This is a genomic window from Streptomyces sp. NPDC044064 (assembly GCF_056434245.1).
Genome location: NZ_JBWKFN010000005.1, coordinates 205,621 through 230,218, shown reverse-complemented (window position 1 = coordinate 230,218; position 24,598 = coordinate 205,621). Strand labels below are relative to the sequence as shown.

The following is a 24,598-nucleotide window of genomic DNA, read 5'->3' as shown; positions in this document are numbered from 1 at the left end:
CCGCTCTCAGCACGGAGCCCGCACCATGAGCGTGCCGTCGTCCCCCTGCTCGACCCGGGTCCCGAAGTCACGGCTGCACCGGTCGAGGGCGGCGCGCAGCCACGCGGTGTCCTTCTCCGACGCGTGCTCCAGGCGCATCCGCCGCGCCTGGAGCGGCACCATCCGCAGCCCGGCCAGCCGGCCCGTGCCCGGTTCGACCGAGGCCAGGTACAGCAGCCGCAGGTCGTCCCGGTAGCGCTCGAAGCCGCCGATGCCCTCGTAGTCGTCGACCAGGTCGCCGCAGCCGTACAGGACGAGCCTGTCCCGGTACACCTCCACCGGACGCGGGTGGTGCGAGGAGTGGCCATGGACGACGTCCACCCCGGCCTCGACGAGCGCGTGGGCGAAACGGACCTCCGCGCGGGAGACGCCGTATCCCCAGTTGGAGCCCCAGTGCACGGAGGCGACCACGATGTCGTCCGGGCGGCCGGCCTGCCGCAGCCGGTCGGCGAACGCGGCCGCGGTGCCCTCGGTCGGCGCGGCGACCAGGGCCACCCCGGACCGCTCGGCACCGGCGGCCCAGCCGCGCGGGATCCCGCTGGACGGCATCCCGAAGGAGAAGACCAGCACCCGTCCGCCCGCCCGCAGCGGTACGGCCGCCGGACGCCAGGCCGCGTCCTCGTCCCGGCCCGCACCCGCGATGCGCAGCCCGGCCGTCGCCAGGCAGTCCAGCGTCTCCGCGAGGCCCCGCGTCCCGAAGTCGAGCACATGATTGTTGGCGAGCACACAGACGTCGGGGCGCGCCGCGGCGAGACAGGGCAGGTTGGCCGGGTTCATCCGGTAGTGGACTCCCTTGCCCGGGGCGAAGCGGCCGTCCCGGGTGACCGCCGTCTCCAGATTGATCACCCGCACGTCGGGCGCGGCACCCTCCAGGACCGGCAGGGCCTCGCCCCAGGGCCAGGTGGGGGCCACCGGCCGCGGTACCGGACCGTTCGCCGCCTCCGCCAGGGCCACGTAGTCGCGGGCGTCGTGCACATAGGCCTCCCGCAGGACGGGGTCACCGGGGTGCGCGAGGATCTGGTCGACGCCCCGGCCGAGCATGACGTCACCGGCGAGGAACAGGGTGACGAGCCCCTCGGGCATGATCCCCGCCTACACGTGCGCGGGCGCCATGTGGTCGGCGAACCAGTCGCGGGCCAGCTCGGTCACCCGCTCCAGCGCGCCGGGCTCCTCGAACAGATGCGTGGCGCCGGGGACCACCTCCAGCCGGTTCTCGCACCGCAGTTGCGCCTGTGCCTCCTGGTTGAGCCCGAGCACCTGCAGGTCGGCGCCGCCCACGACGAGCAGCGTGGGCGCCGTCACCTCGGGCAGCCGAGGCCCGGCGAGATCGGGCCGGCCGCCACGGGAGACGACCGCGGCGGGCCGTGCCGACGGTTCGGCGGCGGCCCACAGGGCGGCTGCCGCGCCGGTGCTGGCGCCGAAGTAGCCGACGGCGAGCCCTTCGGCGTCGGGTTCCTCGCGCAGCCAGGCGGTGGCGTCGGCCAGCCGCCCGGCCAGCAGCCCGATGTCGAACACATTGGCCCGGTCGCGCTCCTCGGCCTCGGTGAGCAGGTCGAAGAGCAGGGTGCCGAGGCCGGCCCGGTTCAGTCCCTCGGCCACGAACCGGTTGCGCGGGCTGTGCCGGCTGCTGCCGCTGCCGTGGGCGAAGGCGACGACGCCGGTCGCCCCCTCGGGCAGGGTGAGCCGCCCGCGCAGCCGTACGGCACCGGCCGCCACCTCCACCTCGCGGTCCTCGGCGCCGGTGCCGGCGAAGCGGTCGTGGCGCCTGGCCGCCTGCCGCAGACACGCCGTGACCTCGTCGTCGCCGGTCTGGGCGAAGTCGACGTAGAACTGGCCGATCGCGAGGAAGTCGTCCGGGGTGTCGAGGCTGACCAGCTCGTCGGCGTCCCTGCCGAGCCGGCGGGTGAAGTCCCGTGGTGCCACGGGAACCGCGAGCACGATCCGCGCCGCGCCCCGGGCCCGGGCGATCAGGCAGGCCGCCCGCGCGGTCGAGCCGGTGGCCACGCCGTCGTCGACGACCACGGCGGTCCGGCCCGCCACGTCGACGGGAGTGCGGTCGCCCCGGTAGCGGGCGGCCCGCTGTGCGAGCACCTCGCGCTCATGTCTCTCGACCCGGTCCAGCGCCTCCTCGCCGACACCGGTGAGGCGCAGCACCTCCTCGTTGATCACCCGTACGCCACCCTCGCCGATTGCGCCCATGCCCAGCTCCGGCTGGTCCGGCACGCCCAGCTTGCGCACCAGGCAGACGTCCAGGGGCGCGTCCAGCGCCTCGGCGACCGCCGCGCCGACCGGCACTCCGCCGCGCGGCAGCCCCAGCACCACGACGTCCTGACCCCTCAGGTACTCGAGGCGGGCGCCCAACTGCCGCCCCGCCTCGGTTCGGTCGGTGAAGAGCACGGCAGGGCTCCGTCATCCCTGGGTCGGCCAGAGGGGCGCGGGAGTGTCGACCTCGATCGCGCCCATCTCCTTCATGTCGCCCGCGGCCGCGCGCAGCAGCACCCGGCCCATGGCGATCAGCGCACGTCCGGCCGCGAGTTCGTCACCGATCTCGGGCACCGCCGTGTCGTACGGGCTCCTGCGGGCCTCCGCGTGGCTCTCCAGGACGTTGTCCCCGGTGTCCAGGATGATGCGGGCCGTGGTGTCCGGGTCGTGTTCGGACAGGTACACGTTCAGCCGCCATTCCTTGACGGACGGAGGACGGTTGCTCACGGGTCGAGTCATCGTCCGTCTCTCCTCACTGCGCTGCGAGGCAACGGGACGCACCGGCGCGTCTCCTCATTCCACTGTGCACCGCACCGGCGGCAGGCGCCTCCCCGCTCACGGGCAGAATGTGGGCCATGACCACGCGCACCTGCCCCTGCGGCCGACCCGAGTCCTACGACGCCTGCTGCGGCCGCTTCCACGCCGGGTCCGCCGCCGCGCCGACCGCCGAGGCGCTGATGCGGTCGCGGTACAGCGCGTTCGTGAAGGGCGACACGGGGTATCTGCTGCGGACCTGGCATCCACGCACCCGGCCGGAGCGCCTGGACCTGGACCCGGGCATGAAGTGGACGGGGCTGGAGATCCTCGGCGGCACCGACGGGTCCGCCTTCCACACCACCGGCACCGTGACGTTCCGCGCCTCCTACCGCGGCGGCTCGCTGCACGAGCGCAGCCGGTTCGAGCGGGTGGACGGGGCCTGGGTGTACGTCGACGGAGACTTTCTCGACCAGGACGCCGGGTAGGACGCCGGGCCACCTGGGCCGGCGGTCACGCCGGCTAGGGCGCCAGGATGTCCAGCTCCTGGAGGGCGCCCACGGTGATCTCGCGGGTCAGCTGTTCGGCGCGGACGGCGTCGCCCGCGCGCACCGCCTCCGCGACCCGCACGTGCAGGGTCACGGCAGCCGGGTCGGGGTCCTCGAACATCACCTCGTGATGGGTGCGCCCGGCCAGCACCTCCGCGACGACGTCGCCGAGCCGCGCGAACATCTCGTTGCCCGAGGCCGTGAGGATGACCCGGTGGAAGGCGATGTCGTGGACCAGATACTGCTCCAGCCGGTGTCCGCGTGAGTTGGACACCATGCCCAGTGCGCACTCGGTGAGTTCGGCGCACTGCTCCGGCGAGGCGTTCTTCGCGGTCAGGCCCGCCGCCACCGGCTCGACCGCCGAACGCAGCACGGTCAGGGAACGCAGCTGGTGCGGGCGGTCGGCGCCCGCCAGGCGCCAGCGGATGACCTGCGGGTCGTAGACGTTCCACTCGGCCTTGGGGCGGACCGTCACGCCCACCCGGCGTCGGGACTCGACCAGGTGCATGGACTCCAGTACCCGAACCGCCTCGCGCATCACGGAACGTGACACCTCGAAGTGCTGTGCCAGCTCGTCGGTGCGCAGAACGCTGCCCGGCGGGTACTCGCCCGCGGTGATCGCGGGACCGAGGGTGTCCAGTACGCGGCCGTGCAGCCCCCGGCCCGGTGTGCTCATGCACTCAGAGTACGGCGTGGATCACAGAGCCAAAAAGTCAGACTTATACATCACACACTCTTGAATTCGTCGTACCTAATAGGTTTCAGTGTGGCGACGCCGGACGTCGGCGTCGGATGTCGAGGAAGACAGCGAGGCAGTCATGCGCACCCCCCAGGTCGTCGTCGTGATGGGTGTCGCCGGGACGGGCAAGACCACGATCGGGCCGCTGCTCGCCGCCCGGCTGGGTGTCCCGTACGCCGAGGGCGACGACTTCCACCCCAAGGCCAACATCGACAAGATGTCGGCCGGGATCCCGCTGGAGGACGCCGACAGGTGGCCGTGGCTCGACGCCATCGGTCACTGGGCGCACGGGCGGGACGGGCTCGGCGGGGTGGTCAGCAGCTCGGCGCTGAAGCGGTCGTACCGGGACCGGCTCCGGGCCGTGGCGCCCGGGATCGTGTTCGTGCACCTCACGGGCGACCGCAGGCTCATCGAGGACCGGATGTCCCACCGGCAGGGCCACTTCATGCCGACCGCCCTGCTGGACTCCCAGTTCGCCACGCTCCAGCCCCTGGAGTCCGACGAGCGGGGAGTAGCCGTGGACGTCGGCGGCGGCCCCGAGGAGATCACCGACCGAGCCGTGAAGGCACTCGACGCGCTTTCCGCGACCTCCGAGTAACACCCACCCCCGTCCCCCGTACCTGCAAGGGAACCCCCGTGACCAGACTCAGTGCCGAGATGCTGGCAGCGGACACCGTCCAGCCCATCACCTCGGCCGGCCACGCCCAGCTCGGCATCGCCGTCCTGGCGGGCATAGCCGTCATCGTCCTGCTCATCACCAAGTTCAAGCTCCATGCCTTCCTGGCGCTGACCATCGGGTCGCTGGTCCTCGGGGCCGTCGCCGGGGCACCGCTGGACAAGGCCATCACCAGCTTCACCACCGGGCTCGGCGCCACGGTGGCCGGCGTGGGCGTCCTGATCGCGCTCGGGGCGATCCTGGGCAAGCTCCTCGCCGACTCCGGCGGCGCCGACCAGATCGTCGACACGATCCTCGCCAGGGCGGGAGGGCGTGCGATGCCGTGGGCGATGGTGCTGATCGCGTCCGTGGTCGGCCTGCCGCTGTTCTTCGAGGTCGGCATCGTGCTGCTGATCCCGGTCGTGCTGATGGTCGCCAAGCGCGGCAACTACTCCCTGATGCGCATCGGCATCCCGGCGCTGGCCGGTCTGTCCGTGATGCACGGCCTGATCCCGCCGCACCCCGGCCCGCTGGTCGCGATCGACGCGGTGGGCGCCAACCTGGGCGTGACCCTGGCGCTCGGCATCGTCGTCGCCATTCCGACGGTGATCATCGCCGGTCCGGTCTTCTCCCGGTTCGCCGCCCGCTGGGTGGACGTCCCGGCCCCCGACCGCATGCTCCCGCAGCGCACGACCGAGGAGCTGGAGCGCCGGCCCGGCTTCGGCGCGACGCTCGCCACCATGCTGCTGCCCGTGGTGCTGATGCTGGCCAAGGCGCTGGTGGACATCGTCGTCGACGACCCCGCCGACATGACCCAGCGGGTCTTCGACGTCGTCGGCTCCCCGCTGATCGCGCTGCTCACCGCGGTGATCGTCGGCTTCTTCACACTGGGCCGGGCCGCCGGGTTCGGCAAGGACCGGCTCCAGCAGACGGTCGACAGGGGCCTGATGCCCATCGCCGGCATCCTGCTGATCGTCGGCGCTGGCGGCGGCTTCAAGCAGACACTGATCGACTCCGGCGTCGGTCAGATGATCCTCGACATCTCCAAGGACTGGTCGATCCCGGCACTGCTGCTGGCCTGGCTGATCGCGGTGGCGATCCGGCTGGCCACCGGCTCGGCGACGGTGGCGACGATCTCCGCGGCCGGTCTGGTCGCGCCGCTCGCGGCCGACATGTCGACCACCCACACCGCCCTGCTGGTCCTCGCCATCGGCGCCGGCTCACTCTTCTTCAGCCAGGTCAACGACGCCGGCTTCTGGCTGGTGAAGGAGTACTTCGGGCTGAGCGTGGGACAGACCGTCAAGACCTGGTCGGTGATGGAGACGATCATCTCGGTGGTCGCCGGCGGCCTGGTCCTCCTGCTGTCCCTGGTGATCTAGGAGCGGTACGGCGACGACGGCTCACCCCCTCCTCGGCATCGGCGGCCGTACGGCCCGTGGACGTCGAGGAGCGGGTGGGCCGAGTCGGCGTTCGCCCCGGCCGCCGAACGGAGCCGGCCGTGCGGGATCCGTTCGGCCTCGGGAACTAGACGGCCGCCCGTGCGCCCGGCAGCGGCGGCAGCGCCGCGCCGTGCACCCACGCCTCGAACAGCCCGTCCACCGGCTCGTCCGCGAACCGGGCCACGTGCGCCGTGAACGCCGACGTCGTCACCGACCCGTTCCGGTGCAACCGCACCCAGCTGCGCACCATGAGGAAGAACGCCTCGTCGCCCAGCGCGCAGCGCACCGCGTGCAGGGTGAGCCCGCCCCGCTCGTAGAGCCGGTCGTCGAACATCGACTTGCGGCCCGGATCGGCCAGCCGGAGGTCCTGCGGCTGCGTGGACAGCAACCGGTGTGCCGCGGCGGCCAGTTGCTGGGCGCTGCGGCCGCCCGAACGCTCGGACCACAGCCACTCCGCGTACTTGGCGAAGCCCTCGTTCAGCCAGATGTGCCGCCAGTCGGCGATGGACACGCAGTTGCCGAACCACTGGTGCGCCAGCTCGTGCGCCACCAGCCGCTCCGAACCCCGCGCCCCGTCCACGTGGTTGGAGCCGAACAGCGACAACCCCTGTGCCTCGACGGGCACATCGAGCTCCTCCTCGGTCACCGCGACCGCGTACTCGTCGAACGGGTACGGCCCGAACAGCTCCTGGAACAGCTCCATCATCGCGGGCTGCCGCGCGAAGTCCCGGGAGAACTCGGGCAGCAGATGCGCCGGGATGTGCCCGTGCTGCGGGATCCCGCCCGGCCCCGGGTCGCCCAGCAGCACCGTCTGGAACTTGCCGATCGCGAGACCGACCAGATAGCTGGACGTCGGCGCGGCCTGCTCGTACACCCAGGTGGTCGTCGAGGCCTTCGTCGTACGGGTCAGCAGACGCCCGCCCGCGACCACCGCGTACGCCGACGGCGTGGTGACCGAGATCAGGTACGACGCCTTGTCGGCCGGCCGGTCGTTGCACGGGTACCAGGACGGCGCCCCGATCGGCTGGCTCGCCACCAGAGCCCCGTCCGACAGCTCCTCCCAGCCGATCCCGCCCCAGGGGCTCGAGACCGGGCTCGGGTTGCCGGACCAGTGCACCTCGACCGTGAAGGCGGCCCCCGCCCGGATCGGCTTGGCCGGGCGGATGCGCAGCCTGCCGCCACGGTGCGTGTAGTGCGGCTGCCGGCCGTCCAGCCGCACCCGGCCGATCTTGAAGTCGGCCAGGTTGAGCTGGAACTCGGTGAGCGCCGTCCGTCCCGCGATGGCGTTGATCCGGGCGGTGCCCGCCAGCCGGTTCGGGCCCGGGCGGTAGTCCAGCGTGAGCTCGTAGCGGTGCACCCGGTAGCGGGAGTCACCGTTGTCCGGGAAGTACGGGTCCGGGCCGACCGACTGCTGAACTGCCACTGCTGTGTCCGCTCCCTGCGCTGTGCCACCACTCCGTGCCGGTGCACCGCCCACCGGCCCCGAGAAGGCTGCGCTCACGGACGCCATGCCTCGATCGGGTTGCCGAGCCAGCGGGTGTCGTCCGGGACGGACTCCGCGGCCATGACGAGCGACGCGGGACCCAGGGTCGTGCGGGCCCCGATCGTGCTGCCGGGCAGCACGATCCCGCCAGGGCCCAGCGTGGCGCCCTCACGGAGGACCACAGTATCCGTCCGCAAGATCCGGTCGTGGAAGAGGTGAGTCTGCAGGACACAGCCGCGGTTCACGGTGGCCGCGTCCTCCAGGGTCACCAGGTCCGACTCCGGCAGCCAGTAGCTCTCCACCCAGACACCCTTGCCGATACGGGCGCCGAGCCCGCGCAGCCAGGCCGTCATCACCGGGGTTCCCGGCACGGCACCGGCCAGCCACGGTACGGCCAGCACCTCGACGAACGTGTCCGCCAGCTCGTTGCGCCACACGAAGGAACTCCACAGCGGATGCTCCCCGGTGCGGTGCCGCCCCACCAGCAGCCACTTCGCCACGACGGAGGTGAGCGCGGCCGCGGCACCGGCCGCGAGCAGCACCAGCCCCGACAGCAGCGGCGCCCACGGCCCCAGCGCACACAGCGCCGCCACCGTCAGCGCGGCCAGCGCCGCCGAGCAGAACACCGGCACGATCCGGCACAGCTCCACCAGACCGCGCGCCCACAGCAGCCGGGCGGGCGGGTCGTAGGTACGGCTCTGGTCCCCGCCGGAGGCACTGCGCGGCAGCTTCACCGGCGGCAGCCCCAGATACGAGGTGCCCTTCTTCGCCTTCTTGGGCGTCGCCGACAGCACACCGACCAGACCGCCGTCCGGCACGCTCCGCCCCGGCGCGGTCATCCCGGAGTTCCCGAGGAAGGCCCGCCGCCCGATCTCCGCGTGCCCGATCCGCACCCAGCCGCCACCCAGCTCGTACGGCGCGGTCAGCGTGTCGTCGGCCAGGAACGCCCCGTCGCCGACCGTGGTCAGGCTCGGCAGTGCGAGCACGGTCGACACCTCGGCACCCCGCCCGACGCGCATCCCCAGCAGCCGCAGCCACACCGGCGTGACCAGCCCGGCGTACAGCGGGAACAGCGTCTCCCGGGACCGGTCCATCAGCTGCGTCACGGTCCACGCCTGCCAGCCGACCCGGCTGTGCGTCGGGTGCGTGCCTTCGCGCAGCCCCAGGCTGAGCAGGCGTACGGCGACCAGGATCAGCAGCGCGTACACCAGCCCGTAGGCGAGCGTGGCCGGGACCAGCCCGAGCGCGGCCCCGCGCAGGGTCTGGGCGAGGGAGGCGCCGGGCGTCACGAACACCCGGGCGACCAGCAGCGCGGCCACGGCCGCGACGAGGGGCAGGACACTGAGCGCGATGCCCGTCACGCCGTACATGACCCGCCAGTACGTGCCGCGCTGCGGCCGTTCCTTCGGCCAGTTGCGCTTGGCCTTGCCGAGCTTGACCGCGGGCGCGCCCGCCCACCGCTGACCGGTGGGCACCTGCCCGGTGACCGCCGACCCCGGCGCCACCTCGGCCCGCTTGCCGACCCGCGCGCCCGGGAACAGCATGCTGCGCGTCCCGACGACGGCGTGCGCGCCGACCCGCACCGGACCGACCTCCAGCCGGTCACCGTCCAGCCAGTACCCGCGCAGGTCCACCTCGGACTCCACGGCGGCCCCGCGCCCCAGCCGGAGCAGGCCGGTGACCGGCGGCAGCGAGTGCAGGTCCACCTCGGGCCCGACCCGGGCGCCCAGCGCCCGCGCGTACCGCTCGAGCCACGAGCCGGTCAGCGAGGTGGCCCCGCTGAACTCGGCCAGCCGGTCGGCGGTCCACAGCCGCAGATGCACGCTCCCGCCACGCGGGTACCGGCCGGGCTCCAGGCCCCGCAGCAGCAGCCGCGCCCCGCCCGCCGCCATCGCGATCCGGCCGGGCGGGCTGAAGAACAGCAGGCCGCCGGCCGCGAGCAGCCACCAGGGGGCGGTCGGCAGCCAGGCGTAGGCGGGCAGCAGGTTCCCGGCGGCGGCCAGGACCACCGTCCAGCGCAGCCCGAGCAGCGTGAGCAGTGGGACGAGCAGCAGGAGCTGGACGGCCTGGGCGCCCACCGGCACCGGCGCGACCGTCCGCTGCGCGCCCTCGTCCTGCCTCGAGGCCTCCAGGCGCCGGGCCAGCTTGCGCAGGGTGGGCTGCTGGTAGATGTCGAGAACGGCCGCGCTCGGGTAGCGGGTGCGCAGCCGGGTGGTGAGCTGGGCGGCGGCCAGGCTGCCGCCGCCGATCGCGAAGAAGTCGTCGGAGGCGCCGGTCACCGGGATGCCCAGCACCTCGGCCCACTGCTCGGCGAGCCAGGCCTCGGTGCCGTACAGATCGGCCTTGGGAGCCTCCACGCCCTCGAGCGGCCACGGCAGGGCGGCCCGGTCCACCTTCCCGGACGTCCGGGTCGGCAGCTCGGCGACGGGTGCGAGCAGCGGCACCAGCGCGGCGGGCAGCTCCGCGCGCAGCTTCTCGACGGCGGCCCCCCGGTCCCAGCCGTCCTGGGTGACGACGTACCCGACGAGGAGCTGGTTGCCGCTGCGGGCGGTCCGCACGGCCGCCGCGGCCCCCGCCACACCGGGCAGCGCCTGCAGCGCGGCATCCACCTCGCCGAGCTCGATCCGCCGCCCGCCGAGCTTGATCTGCTCGTCCGCCCGCCCCAGGAAGACCAGTCCCTCGGGCTCGGCCTTGACCAGGTCGCCGCTGCGATACGCCCGCTCCCAGCCCAGCGACTCCAGCGGCGCGTACTTCTCCGCGTCCTTCTCGGGATCGAGATACCGCGCGAGCCCGGCCCCGCCGATCACCAGCTGCCCGCTGCCGCCCATGGGCACGGGCTCCCCGCTCTCGTCGACGACAGCGAGTTCCCACCCGTTCAGCGGCAGCCCGATCCGCACCGGCTCCTCACCCGTGAGGAGCGCCGCACAGGCCACGACGGTCGCCTCGGTCGGCCCGTAGGTGTTCCACACCTCGCGCCCCTCGGTGACCAGCCGCTGCGCCAGCTCGGGCGGGCAGGCCTCGCCGCCGAAGATCAGCAGCCGTACGTCGTTGAGGGTCTCGGGCTCCCACAGCGCCGCCAGCGTGGGCACGGTCGACACGACCGTGATCTCCTGCTCGACCAGCCAGGGCCCCAGATCGGCACCGCTCCTGACCTGCGACCGGGGCACGGGTACCAGGCAGGCGCCGTACCGCCATGCCAGCCACATCTCCTCGCAGGACGCGTCGAACGCCACGGACAGCCCCGCCATGACCCGGTCGCCGGGCCCGATCGGCTCGTCGGTGAGGAAGAGGGCCGCCTCCGCGTCCACGAACGCGGCGGCGCTGCGGTGCGTGACGGCCACGCCCTTCGGCCTTCCGGTGGACCCGGAGGTGAAGATGATCCAGGCGTCGTGCCCGACCCCGGGCCGTGCGGCGGGGGAGCCGGCGGCACCCTGGGTGGTGACGGTGTGCCCGGCCCCGACGACGGCCCGTACGGCCGCCTCCCCGAAGACCAGCTCGGCCCGCTCGTCCGGGTCCTCGGCGTCCACGGGGACGTAGGCGGCGCCGGCGGCGAGTACCGCGAGAATGGCCACGTACAGCTCGTTGGTCCCGGAGGGAACCCGCACCCCCACCCGGTCCCCGAGCCCGACGCCCGCCTCGTCGAGCCGCCGCCGCAACCGCTCCACCTCCACGGCCAGGCCGCGGTAGGTGAGCCGGTGGGTGCCGTCGTCGAGGGCGAGTTCGTCGGGGTACGACCGCACGGAGGCGTCGAAGACGTCGACCAGCGTGCGCGGTGAGGCGGCGGACCCCGCGGAGAAACGTGCTCTGTCGCCGAACTGCGTGCGGAACTCTTCGTCGAGCAGGCCGAGAGCGCTGCTCTCGTCTATGGCTGCCATCGGTCCTCGCGTCTCGATCCCGGAAGCCTCCGGGGCGCTGGCGGGCCCGCAGGTCTGCCTGGGGTTGTCCGGCTCCAGCTCGGTAACAAGCCGGAAATATTAGTACGACGCTAGGCTCCTCCACTTGGTCCAGCCACTCGGGAAGGCTGTCCGGGGGAGCGGCGACGGATCGGCCCGACATGCCTGACCTGCGGCTTTCGCGCGCCACGAGAGATGCCCCACACGCACCGCAAGGGGACGGACACACAGGGCAATTCACGCTCGGCCGAGCGGGGCCGGTGAGGGAAAAGCAAAGGGCCCCTGATGATCAGGGGCCCTCACTGGTGTCCGAGGGGGGACTTGAACCCCCACGCCCGATAAAGGGCACTAGCACCTCAAGCTAGCGCGTCTGCCATTCCGCCACCCGGACAAGGTGTCTGTCGTGCGGGGTTTCCCTCGCGGCGACGAAGGAAACATTACCAGGCTTTCGGGGGTGGCTGATCACACCCCGTCCGGGGGCCCGTGCCTGCGTGAACGGCGTGTGACGGGCCGGGACCGGTCTTGGGCCCGGGGCGGGCCGGAGAGAGGATGAGGGGGACCACCAGCAGACAGCGGAAGGACGCAGCGTGAGCGAGACGGACACGGCCAAGGGCGTCACCGGCGAGGACGAGGTCGTGGACCTCTGCCGTGAGCTGATCCGGTTCGACACCAGCAACTACGGCGACCACTCGGGCCCCGGCGAGCGCAAGGCCGCCGAGTACGTCGCGGAGAAGCTCGCCGAGGTCGGGCTGGAGCCGAAGATCTTCGAGTCGCACCCGGGGCGTGCCTCCACCGTGGCCCGGATCGAGGGCGAGGACCCCTCCCGGCCCGCGCTGCTCATCCACGGCCACCTGGACGTCGTACCGGCCAACGCCGACGACTGGACCCACCACCCGTTCTCCGGTGAGGTCACCGACGGGTGCGTGTGGGGCCGCGGGGCCGTCGACATGAAGGACATGGACGCCATGACCCTCGCGGTCGTGCGCGACCGGCTGCGCAGCGGGCGGCGGCCGCCGCGGGACATCGTGCTCGCCTTCCTCGCCGACGAGGAGGCCGGCGGCACGTACGGCGCCCGGTACCTGGTCGACAGGCACCCGGACCTGTTCGAGGGCGTCACCGAGGCGATCAGCGAGGTGGGCGGCTTCTCCTTCACGGTGAACGAGCAGCGGCGGCTGTACCTGATCGAGACCGCCCAGAAGGGCATGCACTGGATGAAGCTGACCGTGGCCGGCACCGCCGGACACGGGTCGATGATCCACCGGGACAACGCCATCACCGAGCTGGCCGAGGCCGTCGCCCGGGTCGGCCGGCACAAGTTCCCGGTGCGGGTCACCAAGACCACCCGGGCCTTCCTCGACGAGCTGGGCGACGCGCTCGGCACCGAGCTGGACCCGGAGGACATGGAGGCCACCCTGGCCAAGCTCGGCGGCATCGCCAAGCTCATCGGCGCGTCCCTGTCCAACACCGCCAATCCCACCCAGCTGAACGCCGGTTACAAGGTCAACGTCATCCCCGGCGAGGCCACCGCGCACATCGACGGACGGTTCCTGCCGGGCCACGAGGAGGAGTTCCTCGCCGACCTCGACCGGCTGCTCGGGCCCAACGTCCGCCGCGAGGACGTGCACGCCGACAAGGCGATCGAGACCACCTTCGACGGGGCGCTCGTCGAGGCCATGCAGTCCTCGCTGCTGGCCGAGGACCCGACCGCCAAGGCGATCCCCTTCACGCTCTCCGCCGGGACCGACGCCAAGTCCTTCGACGACCTCGGCATCCGCGGCTTCGGCTTCGTGCCGCTGAAGCTGCCGCCGGAGCTGGACTTCGCCGGCATGTTCCACGGCGTGGACGAGCGCGTGCCGGTGGACGGGCTGAAGTTCGGCGTGCGAGTGCTTGACCGGTTCATCGACGCCTCGTGAAGTCTTGGGCCCAGGTATTCGGGCGCCCGTACGAGATCTCCTGAGAAGAGTGAATGCGACGATAAGCTCGTAGCTCCATTACTCCTTCCTCGTTACAGGTGATGCGATGCCGCACTGTGGATCGCATTTGCCTACAAGGAGGAATAATGATCAAGAAGGTCGTCGCTGCCGCCGCTGCCACCGGTGGTCTGGTTCTCGCCGGCGCGGGCCTGGCTGTTGCCGACGCGGGTGCCCAGGGTGCCGCCGTGCACTCTCCGGGCGTCATTTCCGGCAACGTCGTCCAGGTGCCCGTGCATGTCCCGGTGAACGTGTGCGGCAACACGATCAGCGTGATCGGGCTCCTGAACCCCGCCTTCGGCAACACCTGCATCAACGACTGACGCCGGCTTTCTGAGGGGCGTTCATCACGAGCCGTCGGCCTCGGAGCGCGCGCCATGCGCTCCGAGGCCGACCGGTCTTTTCCCGCGGAACTCCTTTTCGCGGAATGCACGGAGAATCGAAGGCAGGGGGGAATCCAGAAATGCGACAGGGCACCCGCAAGGGCCTGATGACCATGGCGGCCGCCACCGGTGTGATCGCCGCAGCGAGCGGCTACGCCCAGGCCGACTCGGGCGCGATCGGCTCCGCGGCCGGCTCGCCCGGCGTACTGTCCGGCAACACGGTGCAGGCACCGGTGCACGCGCCGGTGAACGTGTGCGGCAACACCGTGAACGTGGTCGGGGTACTCAACCCGGCCATGGGCAACAAATGCGCCAATCATGGCGGCAGTGACGCGGGCGGCTACGGCGACTCGAACGGCCACGGCGGCTCCGGCGGTTCGCACGCGGGCGGCCACACCGGCGACTCGCCGGGCGTCGGCTCGGGCAACACCGTCCAGGTGCCGATCGACGTCCCGGTGAACGTGTGCGGCAACAGCGTGGACGTCGTCGGGGCGGGCAACGCCACCACGGGCAACGACTGTGCCAACGGCGGCGGTCACCAGAGCCTGCCGCCGGGCGGCGGGCACGACAACCCCGGGCAGCCGAGCGAGCCGGGGCACCCCGGTCAGCCGGGCCAGCCCGGACACCCCGGTCAGCCGGGACACCCGGGCCAGCCCGGACACCCCGGTACGCCTGGTCACCCCGGTACCCCGGGCCACCCCGGTACGCCTGGTCACCCGGGCACGCCCGGTCAGCCCGGTCACCCGGGAACTCCGGGCCGGCCGGGGACCCCGCACGCGGGCGGCGGCCACACCTCCCACGGCTCGTCCCAGGTCGAGCAGCAGGGCGGACAGTCCAGCACGTACCTGAACACCGCCCAGCTCGCCCACACCGGCAGTGACCTGCCGCTGGGCCTCGCGCTGCCGGCAGGCGCGGGCGCGCTGCTCGCGGGTGCCGTGCTGTACCGCAAGGCCCGGGCCTCGGCGTAGCGAGGCAGCGGCCGGAAAACGGAGCGGGCCCTGCCAGGACGGCGGGGCCCGCTCCGTTCATGCGTGCTGCCTCACCAGGTGGCCCGCACCTGGCGGATGATCCGTCGGCGCAACCGCACCCTGCGGCTGCCGTCTCGCAGCAGGCTCAGTCGGTCCAACTCCCAGTTTCCGTACTCGGCATGGTCCGTCAGCAGACGTGTCGCCTCCTTGCGGGACACCCCACGCGGTACGTACACGTCGACAAATTCGTATTCCGGCATCGCATCTATTGTGCGGGCTGGTGCCCGGTACGGATAGCGTCTGCACTATGTCTGATGCTGCGCAGCCCACCGCTGCCGAGGTACGCGCCGCCGCCGAGGCGGTCAAGACCGCGCTCGATCGCCACCTGGCGGCGGTCGAACGCAGGTCGGGGGAGGACGACCCGGCCGTCTACGAGGCGTTCAACGAGCTGGCCGCGGCCGCCGAGGTGTACGACGAACTGCTCTACGACCGCTACGACGAGGTCACGCCCTTCGAGATCCCCGGCGCCGACGACTCGTTGCCGCCGTACGCGGGCCCCGAGGAACCGAACGCGATCAGTGTGCTGATCCGACGCGACTACGCCGTGGCGGAGCCCCAGCGGCTGCTGGCGCAGGCCCAGCGGGTCGAAGCGGTGGAGTACGAGGACGACGGCGGCGCGGGGGAGGACACCGCCGGTACGGTCCATGGGGCGCTGGGAGTTCTGTTCGGCGAGTTCGAACCGGACGAGATCGCTTCCCGGCACAAGGAGTTCGGCCTGGAGGAGGGCGACTCCACGCTCTGGGTCACGGCCGCCGACGAGCCCGCCGAGCCCGGGGAGTGGCTGGAGGCGCCGTTCGAGCAGGCCGACCCGGAGCGGGTGGTGTGCCGGTTCGACGTCAGCGCGGTGTTCGACGAGGACGCCACCGACGACATCGAGGAGGAGGACGACCTCGAGTTCGACGGCGACGAGGACCAGGACCTGGAGCCGATCGACGCCGAGCGGTGAGGTGAGGCGGCGGTGCCGTGGGGCCGGAAGCCCGTAAGGCACCGCCGTGATCCGCCTTGCGGCTGATCGTCGCTGCGGCGGAGAAGGCGTCAGCCGGCCGACGGGACCTGCGTGCGCAGCAGCGTCTGCAGGCGCGTCGTACGGGGCTTGGCCGAGACCTCGGCGACCGCCTTCGGCAGGGCCTGCTCCACACCGTGCACCACCGACAGGTGCCGCTCCGCCCGGCCGAACGCCGTGTACACCCACGGCCTGCTGAGCGTCTGCGCCGCGTCGCCGGGCAGCACGACCACCGCGGCCGGCCAGCGGCCGCCCACCGCCTGGTGCGCGGTCAGCGCCCAGCCGTGCCGTACGCACTGCTCCACCCGCTCCCGCGGTACGACGACGGGAGCGCCCGCGCACTCCAGGTGCAGCCCGTCGGCGTCGGCGTTCACCACCCGGCCCGGCACCGTACGGCCCGGGGCGGGGGAGTAGGCGATCCGGTCACCGGCGTCGAAGCCGCCGAAGCGGCCGGGGCCCGGGTTGAGGCGTTCCTTCAAAGCGGAGTTGAGCGCCCGGGTGCCCGCCGCGCCACCGTGGCCCGGGGTGATCACCACGGTCTGTTCGGCCGGCACACCGAGGGCCCGCGGCACCGAGTCCGCGACCAGCTGCACGGTGCGGTGCACGGCCTCGCCGGCGTCCCGCACCGGGACGATGACGATCTCCTTGCCGGGCGCCTCGACCTGGTTCAGCTCGCCGGCGCCGATGCCGGAGACCAGCTCGCCGAGCGGGCCGGGGTCCGGGGTGCGGGAGGCGATCTGGGGGCAGGCACGGGCCGCGAGCAGATCGGCGAAGACCCGCCCGGGCCCGGCCGACCACAGCACCGCGGGGTCGCCGCTCAGCACCAGGCGGGCGCCGTCGGGCAGCGACTCCACCAGCATCGCGGCGCCCTCCACGTCGAGTTGCGGCGCGTCGAGCACGATCAGCAGGTCGAGGTCCAGGGCACCGTCCGCGTCCCGGCCGGGTCCCTCGGCTCCGGACAGGAGACCGGCGACGGTGCCCATGGCCTCCTCCGCTCCTTCGCCCACCGATGCGGCGAGGCGACGGCTGCCGCCAGCGGTGTGGCAGACGGCGAAGGCCCGCAGACCGGCGGCGCGGGCGGCGCCGAGCAGGGCGGCCGGCTCGGCGCGGGCCGCCTCGCCGCCGGTGTGCAGCACCAGGCCGTGCCCGGCGACCGCCCGGGCCAGCTCGGCAGCACCGCCGGACGTCCCGGCCGCGGCCTCCTCCCACCGCTCGGCTGCTTCCTCGGACGGCGAGTTGACCAGGCGGGCCAGGCCGTCGGCGAGGCTCTCCTCGGCGAGCGCGTACCGCTCCAGGCCGGCGAGGACGCGGACCGGGCGCTCCTCCTCCTCGCCGTCCTCCTCCTGCGGGGCCGGGGCGCCGGGCTCCTCCAGGGCGTCCTGGAAGACCAGCGCCTCGCCCTCGGCGATGGTGTCCTGCACGGCCGCGTCCGCGTCGGGCACGCCCCGCTGGGCCAGGGCCGCGGTGAGCGCCGGCAGTTCCAGGGCGGTGTGCCCGGCCAGCGCCGCCTGCTCCAGCAGCCAGACCGTCAACGCGCGAACCCGCCGCTCGTCGTTCGGACCGCACGCCTCGCCGAGCAGCGCCCGCGCGAACCCGTCGGCCTGTTCCGGCCGTGCGCCACCGATCCGCAGCAGCTGCCAGGGGTCCTCCCGGAGCGCGATGTCGGCGCCCTCGCCGAGGGCTGTGGCCACCTGGGGCGCGAGAGCCTCGGGTGCGCCGCCCTCGCGCAGCACACGCCGCACGGTCTCGACGGCCTCGGCGGCGGGAGCAGCGGGTGCGGCGGCGGCCGGGGCGGGCTGGGGATGCCGTACGGGCTCCGGGGCGGGGCGGCGCGGGGCGGGTGGCGGCTCGGTGAAGGCCGTGGCGACCGGCCTCTCGCCGCTCTCCACCGCGCGGACCGCGGCGAGCAGGTCGGCGGCCTTGCCGCTCAGCTTGGTGCCGCTCTCGACGGGCGCCGTCCGCTCGGCCTTGCGCCGCTCGATCCGCTCCCGCTCGACCTGCTGCGCGGCCAGCTCGGCCTCGGCCTCCGACCGCCCGGGCGCGGCTTCGCCCCCGGCCGTTTCGTCGGCGGTGGTCCCGCCCTCCGCGGTCTCGGCAGCGGTGGTCCCACGGCTGTCGTCGGCCGCCGTGTCCTGCTCCGGGTTCTCCGGGGTCCCCGGCCCGGTGTCCTCCGTGGTCTCCGGCTCCGTGCTCACAGCGTGCTCCAGTCGTGATCGGGATAGCGGTGCACGGGCGCCGACACATCGTCGAGCGCCCGGCAGATCTCGTCAGGAAGACTAAGCGCCTCCACTGACAACGCCGCCGTGAGCTGCTGCGCGTTGCGTGCGCCGACGATCGGGGCGGCCACTCCCGGCCGGTCCCGGACCCAGGCGAGGGCCACCTGCAGCGGGGTGACCGCGAGCCCGTCGGCGGCCGTCTGCACCGCGTCCACGATGTGCGTCGCGGTGTCGTCGAGATACGGCGCGACGAAGGGCGCCAGGTGCTCGGAGGCGCCGCGCGAGTCCGGGGGAGTGGTGTGCCGGTACTTGGCGGTCAGCACGCCGCGGCCCAGCGGTGAGGAGGGCAGCAGGCCGACGCCCAGGTCGAGCGCGGCGGGCAGCACCTCCCGCTCGACGCCGCGCTGCAGCAGCGAGTACTCCAGCTGGGTGCTGGCCAGCCGGGTGCGGGTGCCGGGTGCGGCGAGCTGCCAGGTGGCCGCCTTGGCGAGCTGCCAGCCACAGAAGTTGGAGACGCCCGCGTACCGGGCGCGGCCGCTGCTCACGGCCAGGTCGAGGGCCTGGAGCGTCTCCTCGAGCGGGGTGTCGGGGTCGAAGGCGTGGACGTGCCAGATGTCGACGTAGTCCGTGCCGAGCCGGGCCAGCGAGGCGTCCAGCGCGGCGAGCAGATGGCCGCGGGAGCCGTCGAAGCGCCGGTCGGGGTCGGGGACGCTGCCCGCCTTGGTCGAGATCACCAGGTCCCGGCGCGGCACCAGACCGCCGGTCAACTGTCCGAGCAGATACTCGGCCTCGCCGTCGCCGTACACGTCCGCGGTGTCGACGAGGGTTCCGCCGGCCTCCCAGAACGCCTTCAGCATGTCCGCGGCGTCGTGCTCGTCGGTGTCCCGGCCCCAGGTGAGGGTGCCGAGCCCGATCCGGGACACGCGAAGGCCTGTGCGGCCGAGATGCCTCTGCTCCATGTGCGCGAGATTACTGGCCAGAACTGGTGCGGTGGGTTGCCTGTGGACAACTCCGTCCGGTGTGATCGGCCGGGCCGGGTGCCCTCCGGTCCCGGGCATGCCCTGCCCGTCGGCCCCGGCCCCGCGCTATGGTCTCCGCCAAGGGACGTTACTCATGGGTAAGGGGAATCGGCCATGCAGCTCGGGATCAACCTCGGCTACTGGGGTGCCGGGATGGACGCGGACAATCTGGCCGTGGCGCAGGAGGCCGAGCGGCTCGGGTACTCCGTGTGCTGGGCCGCCGAGGCGTACGGCTCCGACGCGGCCACGGTGCTCACCTGGGTCGCCGCCCAGACCGAGCGCATCGACGTCGGCTCGGCCATCTTCCAGATCCCGGCCCGGCAGCCGGCGATGACGGCGATGACCGCGGCGACGCTGGACTCGCTGTCCAAGGGCCGCTTCCGGCTCGGCCTCGGCGTCTCCGGGCCGCAGGTCTCCGAGGGCTGGTACGGAGTCAAGTTCGACAAGCCGCTGGCCCGTACGCGTGAGTACGTGGAGATCGTCCGCAAGGCGATGACCCGCGAGCGGCTGTCGTACGAGGGCGAGCACTGGACGCTGCCGCTGCCCGGCGGTCCGGGCAAGCCGATCAAGCTGACCGTGCACCCGGAGCGCGAGCACATCCCGCTGTACATCGCCGCCATCGGCCCCAAGAACTTGGAGCAGACCGGTGAGATCGCCGACGGCGCGCTGCTGATCTTCCCCTCCGCCGAACACCTCGAGGACACCGCCGTCAAGTACCTGCGGGCGGGCCGGGAGAAGGCCGGCAAGACCCTCGACGGGTTCGACATCTGCCCGACGCTGCCGCTCGCCGTCGGCGAGGACAAGGACGTGCCCCGGCTGGCCGACACCTTCCGCCCCTACACGGCGCTGTACGTGGGCGGCATGGGCAGCCGCAAGCAGAACTTCTACAACCAGCTCGCCCAGCGCATGGGGTACGAGAAGGAGGCCGCCGAGATCCAGGACAAGTACCTGTCCGGGGACAAGGAGGGGGCCGCGGCGGCCATTCCGCAGGACCTCATCGACAAGACCACGCTGCTCGGCTCGGCGGAGCGCATCGCCGACCGCATGCAGGCCTACGCCGCGGCCGGGGTCACCACCCTCACCCTCGCCCCCGCCGGCTTCACGCTGGACGAGCGGCTCGCCTCCCTGCGGGCCGGCACCGAGGCCATGGAGCGCGCCGGGCTCGCCTGACAGGTGGGATTTCTGCGGCCGTGGTGGGGGCTCGGGGGTCTTCCCCGCCACGGCCGTCACGGGGAACAACGCGCCGGGCGCCGCGCGGTTACGACCCCGGCGCTCCGCCTTTCGGCCGAGTCGACCCGCACAGCTGTTGCGGCTCCCCTCTGTCCGCATTTGACTCGTTCTTTGCGGAATCCTGCAGAGAGGTGTCTGCCATGTTCTCGGCCAAGAGTCTGTTCCAGGAGATCCTCGACGACGACGAGTCCTTCCGGCTCTTCTGCTCCATCGCCGCCAGCGGGGAGTCCCAGGGCGGCTGGGAGAACGGCCGGATCTCCGCACTGGTACCGCGGAGCGAACGGGCGATGGCCCCCAAGATCGCCCGGCACGGCGCCGACGAGGACAAGCACGGGCGCATCTTCGACGCCCTGCTGAAGAAGCGCGGCCTCACCCCGGTCCCGGTCCCGCCCGAGACCGACTACACGATGCTCCTGGAGCGCGCGGGCATCGGGCTGGCCCACGAGAAGCTCGAGCGGGACGAGCCGCTCACCGTGCGGGACGTCATCGTCTACCTCGCGCACAGCCGGGTCACCGAACAGCGGGCCTCCGAACAGATGGAGATGCTCCGCAGGTACTTCGGCGACCATCCCGAGATCGGCAGGGCGGTACGGATGATCTCGGGCGACGAGGACAACCACCTCGCCTACGTCCACGAGGAACTGCTCCGCTTCGCCGCCGCCGGACACGGCCGGCTCATCCAGCGGACCCTGCGCGAGTGCGCGCTGGCCGAGATCCGCGTCCATCGCGACGTCAGCCTCGCCGTGACAGCCCTCATGAGCCGCGTCCTCGGCTGGTCCCGGGCCAGGTCGGCGGCCCTCGCGGCCGGTGTCCACGCCGTGTACGCCTACGAGCGGCTGGCCGGCTGGCACCGCATGGTGAGCCTGCGCATGCCCGAGCGCCGCAACGCCCTCGGCGGGCCGGCCACCCCCGCCCCCGAGTACGCCTGAGCCGCGCTCACAGCCAGCCGCGCCGCTTGAAGGTCCGGTACAGCAGCACCTCCAGGCCGGCCATCAGCAGGATCACCGCCGGGTAGGACCACAGCCAGTGCAGCTCGGGCATGTGGTCGAAGTTCATGCCGTAGATCCCGGCCATCATGGTGGGGATCGCGGCCATCGCCGCCCACGCCGAGATCTTCCGCATGTCGTCGTTCTGCCGCACGCTCATCTGCGCCAGATGCGCCGACAGGATGTCCGACACCAGCCGGTCCAGGCCTTCCACGGACTCGTTCACGCGCGCGAGGTGGTCGTTCACGTCCCGGAAGAAGGGCCGCGCCTTCTCGTGCACGAAGGGCACCGCGACGCCGAGCGTGCCGGTGCCCGCCAGCCGGGTCAGCGGCACCGCCAGCGGCACGGTGGCCCGGCGGAACTCCAGGATCTGCCGCTTGAAGGTGTAGATCCGGGACGCGGTGTGGCGGGTGCCGCCGCGCTCCGGCTGGAACACCTCGGCCTCCAGTTCCTCCAGGTCCGTCTGCAGCTCCGTCGCCACCTCCAGGTAGTGGTCGACGGTGGCGTCGGCGATCGCGTACAGCACCGCCGTGGGGCCCTTGGCCAGTATCTCCGGGTCCTCCTCCAGCCGGTGCCGCACGGCGGCGAGCGGCGATCCCTCGCCGTGCCGCACGGTCACCACGAAGCCGTCGCCGACGAAGACCATGACCTCGCCGGCCGAGACGGTGTCGCTCTCGGGCTCGTACACCACCGGCTTGAGGACCATGAACAGCGAGTCGTCGTACACCTCCAGCTTCGGCCGCTGGTGCGCCTTCAGGGCGTCCTCGACCGCCAGCGGATGCAGCGCGAACTCCTGGGTGACCAGGCCGAACTCCCGCTCCGACGGTTCGTACAGCCCGATCCACACGAACCCGCCGACCGCCCGCGCGTCGTCGAGGGCGTCGGACAGGTCCTCCGGGCCCTCGGTGCGGTGACCGTCCCGGTAGATGGCGCAGTCCACGATCACGGAGCGCATTCTCCCCTCGCCCGGCCGCCTGCGCATGTCGTGATGCGCTTACGCTGGGCGGCATGCCCACGTTGATCCTCGTCAGGCACGGACGGTCGACCGCCAACACTTCGGGGGTGCTCGCCGGGTGGACGCCAGGCGTCGCCCTCGACGAGCGGGGGGCCGCACAGGCCGCCGCGCTGCCCGGACGCCTCCAGGGGCTGCCGATCTCCGAGGTCGTCGCCAGCCCCCTGGAACGCTGTCAGGAAACTGTACGGCCGCTGCTGGACGCCCGGCCCGGGCTGCGCGCCCACACCGACGAACGGATCGGTGAGTGCCACTACGGCGACTGGTCCGGCCGCAAGCTCGCCGAGCTGAAGGACGAGCCGCTGATGGAGGTCGTCCAGGCGCACCCCTCGGCCGCGGCCTTCCCCGGCGGCGAGTCGATGCGGGCCATGCAGACCCGCGCCGCCGAGGCCGTACGCGAGTGGAACGCGCGCGTGGAGCGCGACCACGGCGCCGACGCCGTCTACCTGATGTGCTCGCACGGCGACATCATCAAGTCACTGGTGGCGGACGCCCTCGGACTGCATCTCGACCTGTTCCAGCGGATCTCGGTGGAACCGTGCTCCGTCACCGCGATCCGCTACACCCGCCTGAGGCCGTTTCTCGTTCGTCTCGGCGACACCGGCGATTTCGCCTCCCTTGCCCCGCGCGAGGAACCTCCGGGGGAAGACGCACCGGTCGGGGGCGGTGCGGGCGCACCGTGATCGTCGGGCGCAGTAGGGTGAAGCGATCCGCACAGTCGCCCTCACGTACGGCCCGCACCGCACCCACTCTCGAATCCAATGGAGACAGGACGTGTCCCGTCAGGTGTTCCTCTACGATCCGCCGGACCGCTTCGTGGCGGGCACGGTAGGACTGCCCGGACGCCGTACGTTCTTCCTCCAGGCCACTGCAGGCCCCCGGGTGACCAGCGTGGCTCTGGAGAAGACCCAGGTGGCCGCGCTCGCCGAGCGCATGGACGAGCTGCTGGACGAGGTCGTGCGGCGCAGTGGCGGCAGCGCGGCCGTCCCCGCCATGGCCCCCACGGAGGTCGCCGACACCGCCCCGCTGGACACCCCCATCGAGGAGGAGTTCCGGGTCGGCACCATGGCCCTGGCCTGGGACGGCGAGGAACAGCGCATGATCGTGGAGGCCCAGGCCCTCGTGGAGCTGGACGCCGACACCGAGGAGGACCTCGCCGAGGCCGAGGAGCGGCTGCTCCAGGACGAGGAGAACGGGCCCCCCATGCTGCGGGTCCGGCTGACCGGCGCGCAGGCCAGGGCCTTCGCCAGACGCGCCCTGGACGTCGTCAACGCCGGGCGGCCGCCGTGCCCGCTGTGCAGCCTCCCGCTCGACCCGGAAGGACACGTATGTCCGCGCCAGAACGGATACCGCCGCGGAGCCTGACCGCCGCCGAACTGCTCACCAGCGGTGAGCTGAAGGTGCGCGGCCGCATCCGCGAGGCGTCCAACGCGGCACTGTTCTGCACGGTCGCGTACGACGGGCAGGAAGCGTCCTGCGTGTACAAGCCGGTCGCCGGCGAGCGTCCGCTGTGGGACTTCCCCGACGGCACCCTGGCCGGCCGCGAGGTGGCCGCCTACGAAGTCTCCGAGGCCACGGGCTGGGGGCTCGTCCCGCCGACCGTGCTGCGCGACGGCCCCTACGGCGAGGGCATGTGCCAGCTGTGGATCGAGGCGAGCGCCGAGGCCGAGCTGCTCGCCCTGGTCGACGGCGAGGAGCCCGAGCCGGGCTGGAAGGCCATCGGGTTCGCAGAGGTCGGCGAGGGCCGCACCGCGCTGCTGGTGCACGCCGACGACGAGCGGCTGCGCCGCCTCGCCGTCCTGGACGCGGTGATCAACAACGCCGACCGCAAGGGCGGCCACCTGCTGCCCACCGGGGACGGCCGGCTCTTCGGCATCGACCACGGGGTCGCCTTCAACGTCGAGAACAAGCTCCGCACGCTGCTGTGGGGCTGGGCCGGTGAGCCGCTCACCCCGGAGGCCGTCGAGGTGCTCCGAAGGCTGAAGGAGACCCTTTCCGACGGCGGGGAGCTGGCCGTGCGGCTGGCCGGACTCATCACGACGGCCGAAATCGATGCCACGCGCGCGCGTGTCGAGGCTCTGCTCGCCGCCGGTCACCACCCGGAGCCGGGCGGGGAGTGGCCGGCGATCCCCTGGCCGCCGGTGTGAGCACATCCGGGGCCGAGGTACAAGAGGGCCCGACAGGCCATCCGGCCTGATCCCGTTCGTATCGGCGGCTCG

The 24,598-nt window shown here is 72.7% G+C and carries 22 protein-coding genes and 1 tRNA gene; 12 read left to right on the top strand and 11 right to left on the bottom strand.

Going from position 1 to position 24,598, the window contains the following annotated elements:
- Positions 1-6: 6 nt before the first annotated feature.
- From AC07DS_RS10835 to AC07DS_RS10825, 3 genes are read right to left on the bottom strand one after another with little or no spacing between them, the layout of a single operon-like run.
- Positions 7-1,122, bottom strand: a complete 1,116-nt coding sequence (locus tag AC07DS_RS10835) for a CapA family protein (RefSeq protein ID WP_479144111.1) — start codon at positions 1,120-1,122, stop codon at positions 7-9.
- Between the two features lie 9 nt (positions 1,123-1,131).
- Positions 1,132-2,436 carry a phosphoribosyltransferase family protein gene (locus AC07DS_RS10830; protein WP_479144110.1) on the bottom strand — a complete coding sequence of 435 codons (1,305 nt, stop codon included), beginning with the start codon at positions 2,434-2,436 and terminating at the stop codon, positions 1,132-1,134.
- A 12-nt stretch (positions 2,437-2,448) separates the two neighbouring features.
- A complete protein-coding gene (locus AC07DS_RS10825; protein WP_479144109.1) occupies positions 2,449-2,760 on the bottom strand; it encodes a dsRBD fold-containing protein in 312 nt (103 codons plus the stop codon).
- Between the two features lie 116 nt (positions 2,761-2,876).
- Between AC07DS_RS10825 and AC07DS_RS10820 the strand changes: the two genes are divergently transcribed.
- Positions 2,877-3,263 carry a YchJ family protein gene (locus AC07DS_RS10820; RefSeq protein ID WP_479144108.1) on the top strand — a complete coding sequence of 129 codons (387 nt, stop codon included), beginning with the start codon at positions 2,877-2,879 and terminating at the stop codon, positions 3,261-3,263.
- A gap of 34 nt (positions 3,264-3,297) precedes the next feature.
- Here the strand turns inward: AC07DS_RS10820 and AC07DS_RS10815 are convergent, their stop codons facing one another.
- Positions 3,298-3,999, bottom strand: coding sequence for a FadR/GntR family transcriptional regulator (locus AC07DS_RS10815; RefSeq protein ID WP_479144107.1), 702 nt, complete (start codon positions 3,997-3,999; stop codon positions 3,298-3,300).
- Positions 4,000-4,141: 142 nt separating this feature from the next.
- On the opposite strand from AC07DS_RS10815, the gene AC07DS_RS10810 reads away from it, so the two are divergent.
- The gene (locus tag AC07DS_RS10810) at positions 4,142-4,660 is read left to right on the top strand and encodes a gluconokinase (protein ID WP_479144106.1); all 519 of its coding nucleotides are present in this window, start codon (positions 4,142-4,144) and stop codon (positions 4,658-4,660) included.
- Positions 4,661-4,698: 38 nt separating this feature from the next.
- Entirely contained in the window at positions 4,699-6,096 is a 1,398-nt protein-coding gene (locus AC07DS_RS10805; RefSeq protein WP_479144105.1) for a GntP family permease, read from the top strand.
- Between the two features lie 145 nt (positions 6,097-6,241).
- Here the strand turns inward: AC07DS_RS10805 and AC07DS_RS10800 are convergent, their stop codons facing one another.
- From AC07DS_RS10800 to AC07DS_RS10790, 3 genes are all read right to left on the bottom strand, one after another.
- The gene (locus AC07DS_RS10800; RefSeq protein ID WP_479144104.1) at positions 6,242-7,579 is read right to left on the bottom strand and encodes a M1 family metallopeptidase; all 1,338 of its coding nucleotides are present in this window, start codon (positions 7,577-7,579) and stop codon (positions 6,242-6,244) included.
- 74 nt (positions 7,580-7,653) lie between these two features.
- The gene (locus AC07DS_RS10795; RefSeq protein ID WP_479144103.1) at positions 7,654-11,514 is read right to left on the bottom strand and encodes a Pls/PosA family non-ribosomal peptide synthetase; all 3,861 of its coding nucleotides are present in this window, start codon (positions 11,512-11,514) and stop codon (positions 7,654-7,656) included.
- Between the two features lie 321 nt (positions 11,515-11,835).
- Positions 11,836-11,923 (bottom strand) — tRNA-Leu (locus tag AC07DS_RS10790).
- 196 nt (positions 11,924-12,119) lie between these two features.
- Here AC07DS_RS10790 and AC07DS_RS10785 point away from each other — a divergent pair.
- From AC07DS_RS10785 to AC07DS_RS10775, 3 genes are all read left to right on the top strand, one after another.
- A complete protein-coding gene (locus AC07DS_RS10785; RefSeq protein WP_479144102.1) occupies positions 12,120-13,445 on the top strand; it encodes a M20/M25/M40 family metallo-hydrolase in 1,326 nt (441 codons plus the stop codon).
- 146 nt (positions 13,446-13,591) lie between these two features.
- Entirely contained in the window at positions 13,592-13,825 is a 234-nt protein-coding gene (chpH, locus tag AC07DS_RS10780; RefSeq protein WP_145882764.1) for a chaplin ChpH, read from the top strand.
- A gap of 140 nt (positions 13,826-13,965) precedes the next feature.
- The gene (locus AC07DS_RS10775) at positions 13,966-14,853 is read left to right on the top strand and encodes a chaplin family protein (RefSeq protein WP_479144101.1); all 888 of its coding nucleotides are present in this window, start codon (positions 13,966-13,968) and stop codon (positions 14,851-14,853) included.
- Between the two features lie 71 nt (positions 14,854-14,924).
- On the opposite strand, the gene AC07DS_RS10770 is transcribed toward AC07DS_RS10775, so the two are convergent.
- Complete coding sequence (locus AC07DS_RS10770; RefSeq protein WP_145882766.1) at positions 14,925-15,113, bottom strand: DUF5703 family protein; 189 nt, start codon at positions 15,111-15,113, stop codon at positions 14,925-14,927.
- Between the two features lie 47 nt (positions 15,114-15,160).
- Between AC07DS_RS10770 and AC07DS_RS10765 the strand changes: the two genes are divergently transcribed.
- Complete coding sequence (locus AC07DS_RS10765) at positions 15,161-15,859, top strand: hypothetical protein (RefSeq protein ID WP_479144100.1); 699 nt, start codon at positions 15,161-15,163, stop codon at positions 15,857-15,859.
- Between the two features lie 89 nt (positions 15,860-15,948).
- Here the strand turns inward: AC07DS_RS10765 and AC07DS_RS10760 are convergent, their stop codons facing one another.
- The gene (locus AC07DS_RS10760) at positions 15,949-18,111 is read right to left on the bottom strand and encodes a helix-hairpin-helix domain-containing protein (RefSeq protein WP_479144099.1); all 2,163 of its coding nucleotides are present in this window, start codon (positions 18,109-18,111) and stop codon (positions 15,949-15,951) included.
- A complete protein-coding gene (locus AC07DS_RS10755; RefSeq protein ID WP_145882769.1) occupies positions 18,108-19,091 on the bottom strand; it encodes an aldo/keto reductase in 984 nt (327 codons plus the stop codon). The genes AC07DS_RS10760 and AC07DS_RS10755 overlap by 4 nt, the downstream gene beginning before the upstream one ends.
- 174 nt (positions 19,092-19,265) lie before the next feature.
- Between AC07DS_RS10755 and AC07DS_RS10750 the strand changes: the two genes are divergently transcribed.
- Complete coding sequence (locus AC07DS_RS10750; protein WP_479144098.1) at positions 19,266-20,321, top strand: LLM class F420-dependent oxidoreductase; 1,056 nt, start codon at positions 19,266-19,268, stop codon at positions 20,319-20,321.
- Between the two features lie 200 nt (positions 20,322-20,521).
- Entirely contained in the window at positions 20,522-21,310 is a 789-nt protein-coding gene (locus AC07DS_RS10745) for a ferritin-like domain-containing protein (protein ID WP_479144097.1), read from the top strand.
- Between the two features lie 7 nt (positions 21,311-21,317).
- Here AC07DS_RS10745 and corA read toward each other — a convergent pair whose 3' ends face one another.
- Positions 21,318-22,313 carry a magnesium/cobalt transporter CorA gene (corA, locus tag AC07DS_RS10740; protein WP_479144096.1) on the bottom strand — a complete coding sequence of 332 codons (996 nt, stop codon included), beginning with the start codon at positions 22,311-22,313 and terminating at the stop codon, positions 21,318-21,320.
- A gap of 62 nt (positions 22,314-22,375) precedes the next feature.
- On the opposite strand from corA, the gene AC07DS_RS10735 reads away from it, so the two are divergent.
- The 3 genes from AC07DS_RS10735 to AC07DS_RS10725 all read left to right on the top strand — a co-directional run bounded on the left by AC07DS_RS10735 (position 22,376) and on the right by AC07DS_RS10725 (position 24,526).
- Positions 22,376-23,062 carry a histidine phosphatase family protein gene (locus tag AC07DS_RS10735; protein ID WP_479144095.1) on the top strand — a complete coding sequence of 229 codons (687 nt, stop codon included), beginning with the start codon at positions 22,376-22,378 and terminating at the stop codon, positions 23,060-23,062.
- A 91-nt stretch (positions 23,063-23,153) separates the two neighbouring features.
- Positions 23,154-23,744, top strand: coding sequence for a DUF3090 domain-containing protein (locus AC07DS_RS10730; protein ID WP_479144094.1), 591 nt, complete (start codon positions 23,154-23,156; stop codon positions 23,742-23,744).
- Positions 23,708-24,526, top strand: coding sequence for an SCO1664 family protein (locus AC07DS_RS10725; protein WP_479144093.1), 819 nt, complete (start codon positions 23,708-23,710; stop codon positions 24,524-24,526). The genes AC07DS_RS10730 and AC07DS_RS10725 overlap by 37 nt, the downstream gene beginning before the upstream one ends.
- The last annotated feature ends 72 nt before the right edge of the window (positions 24,527-24,598 follow it).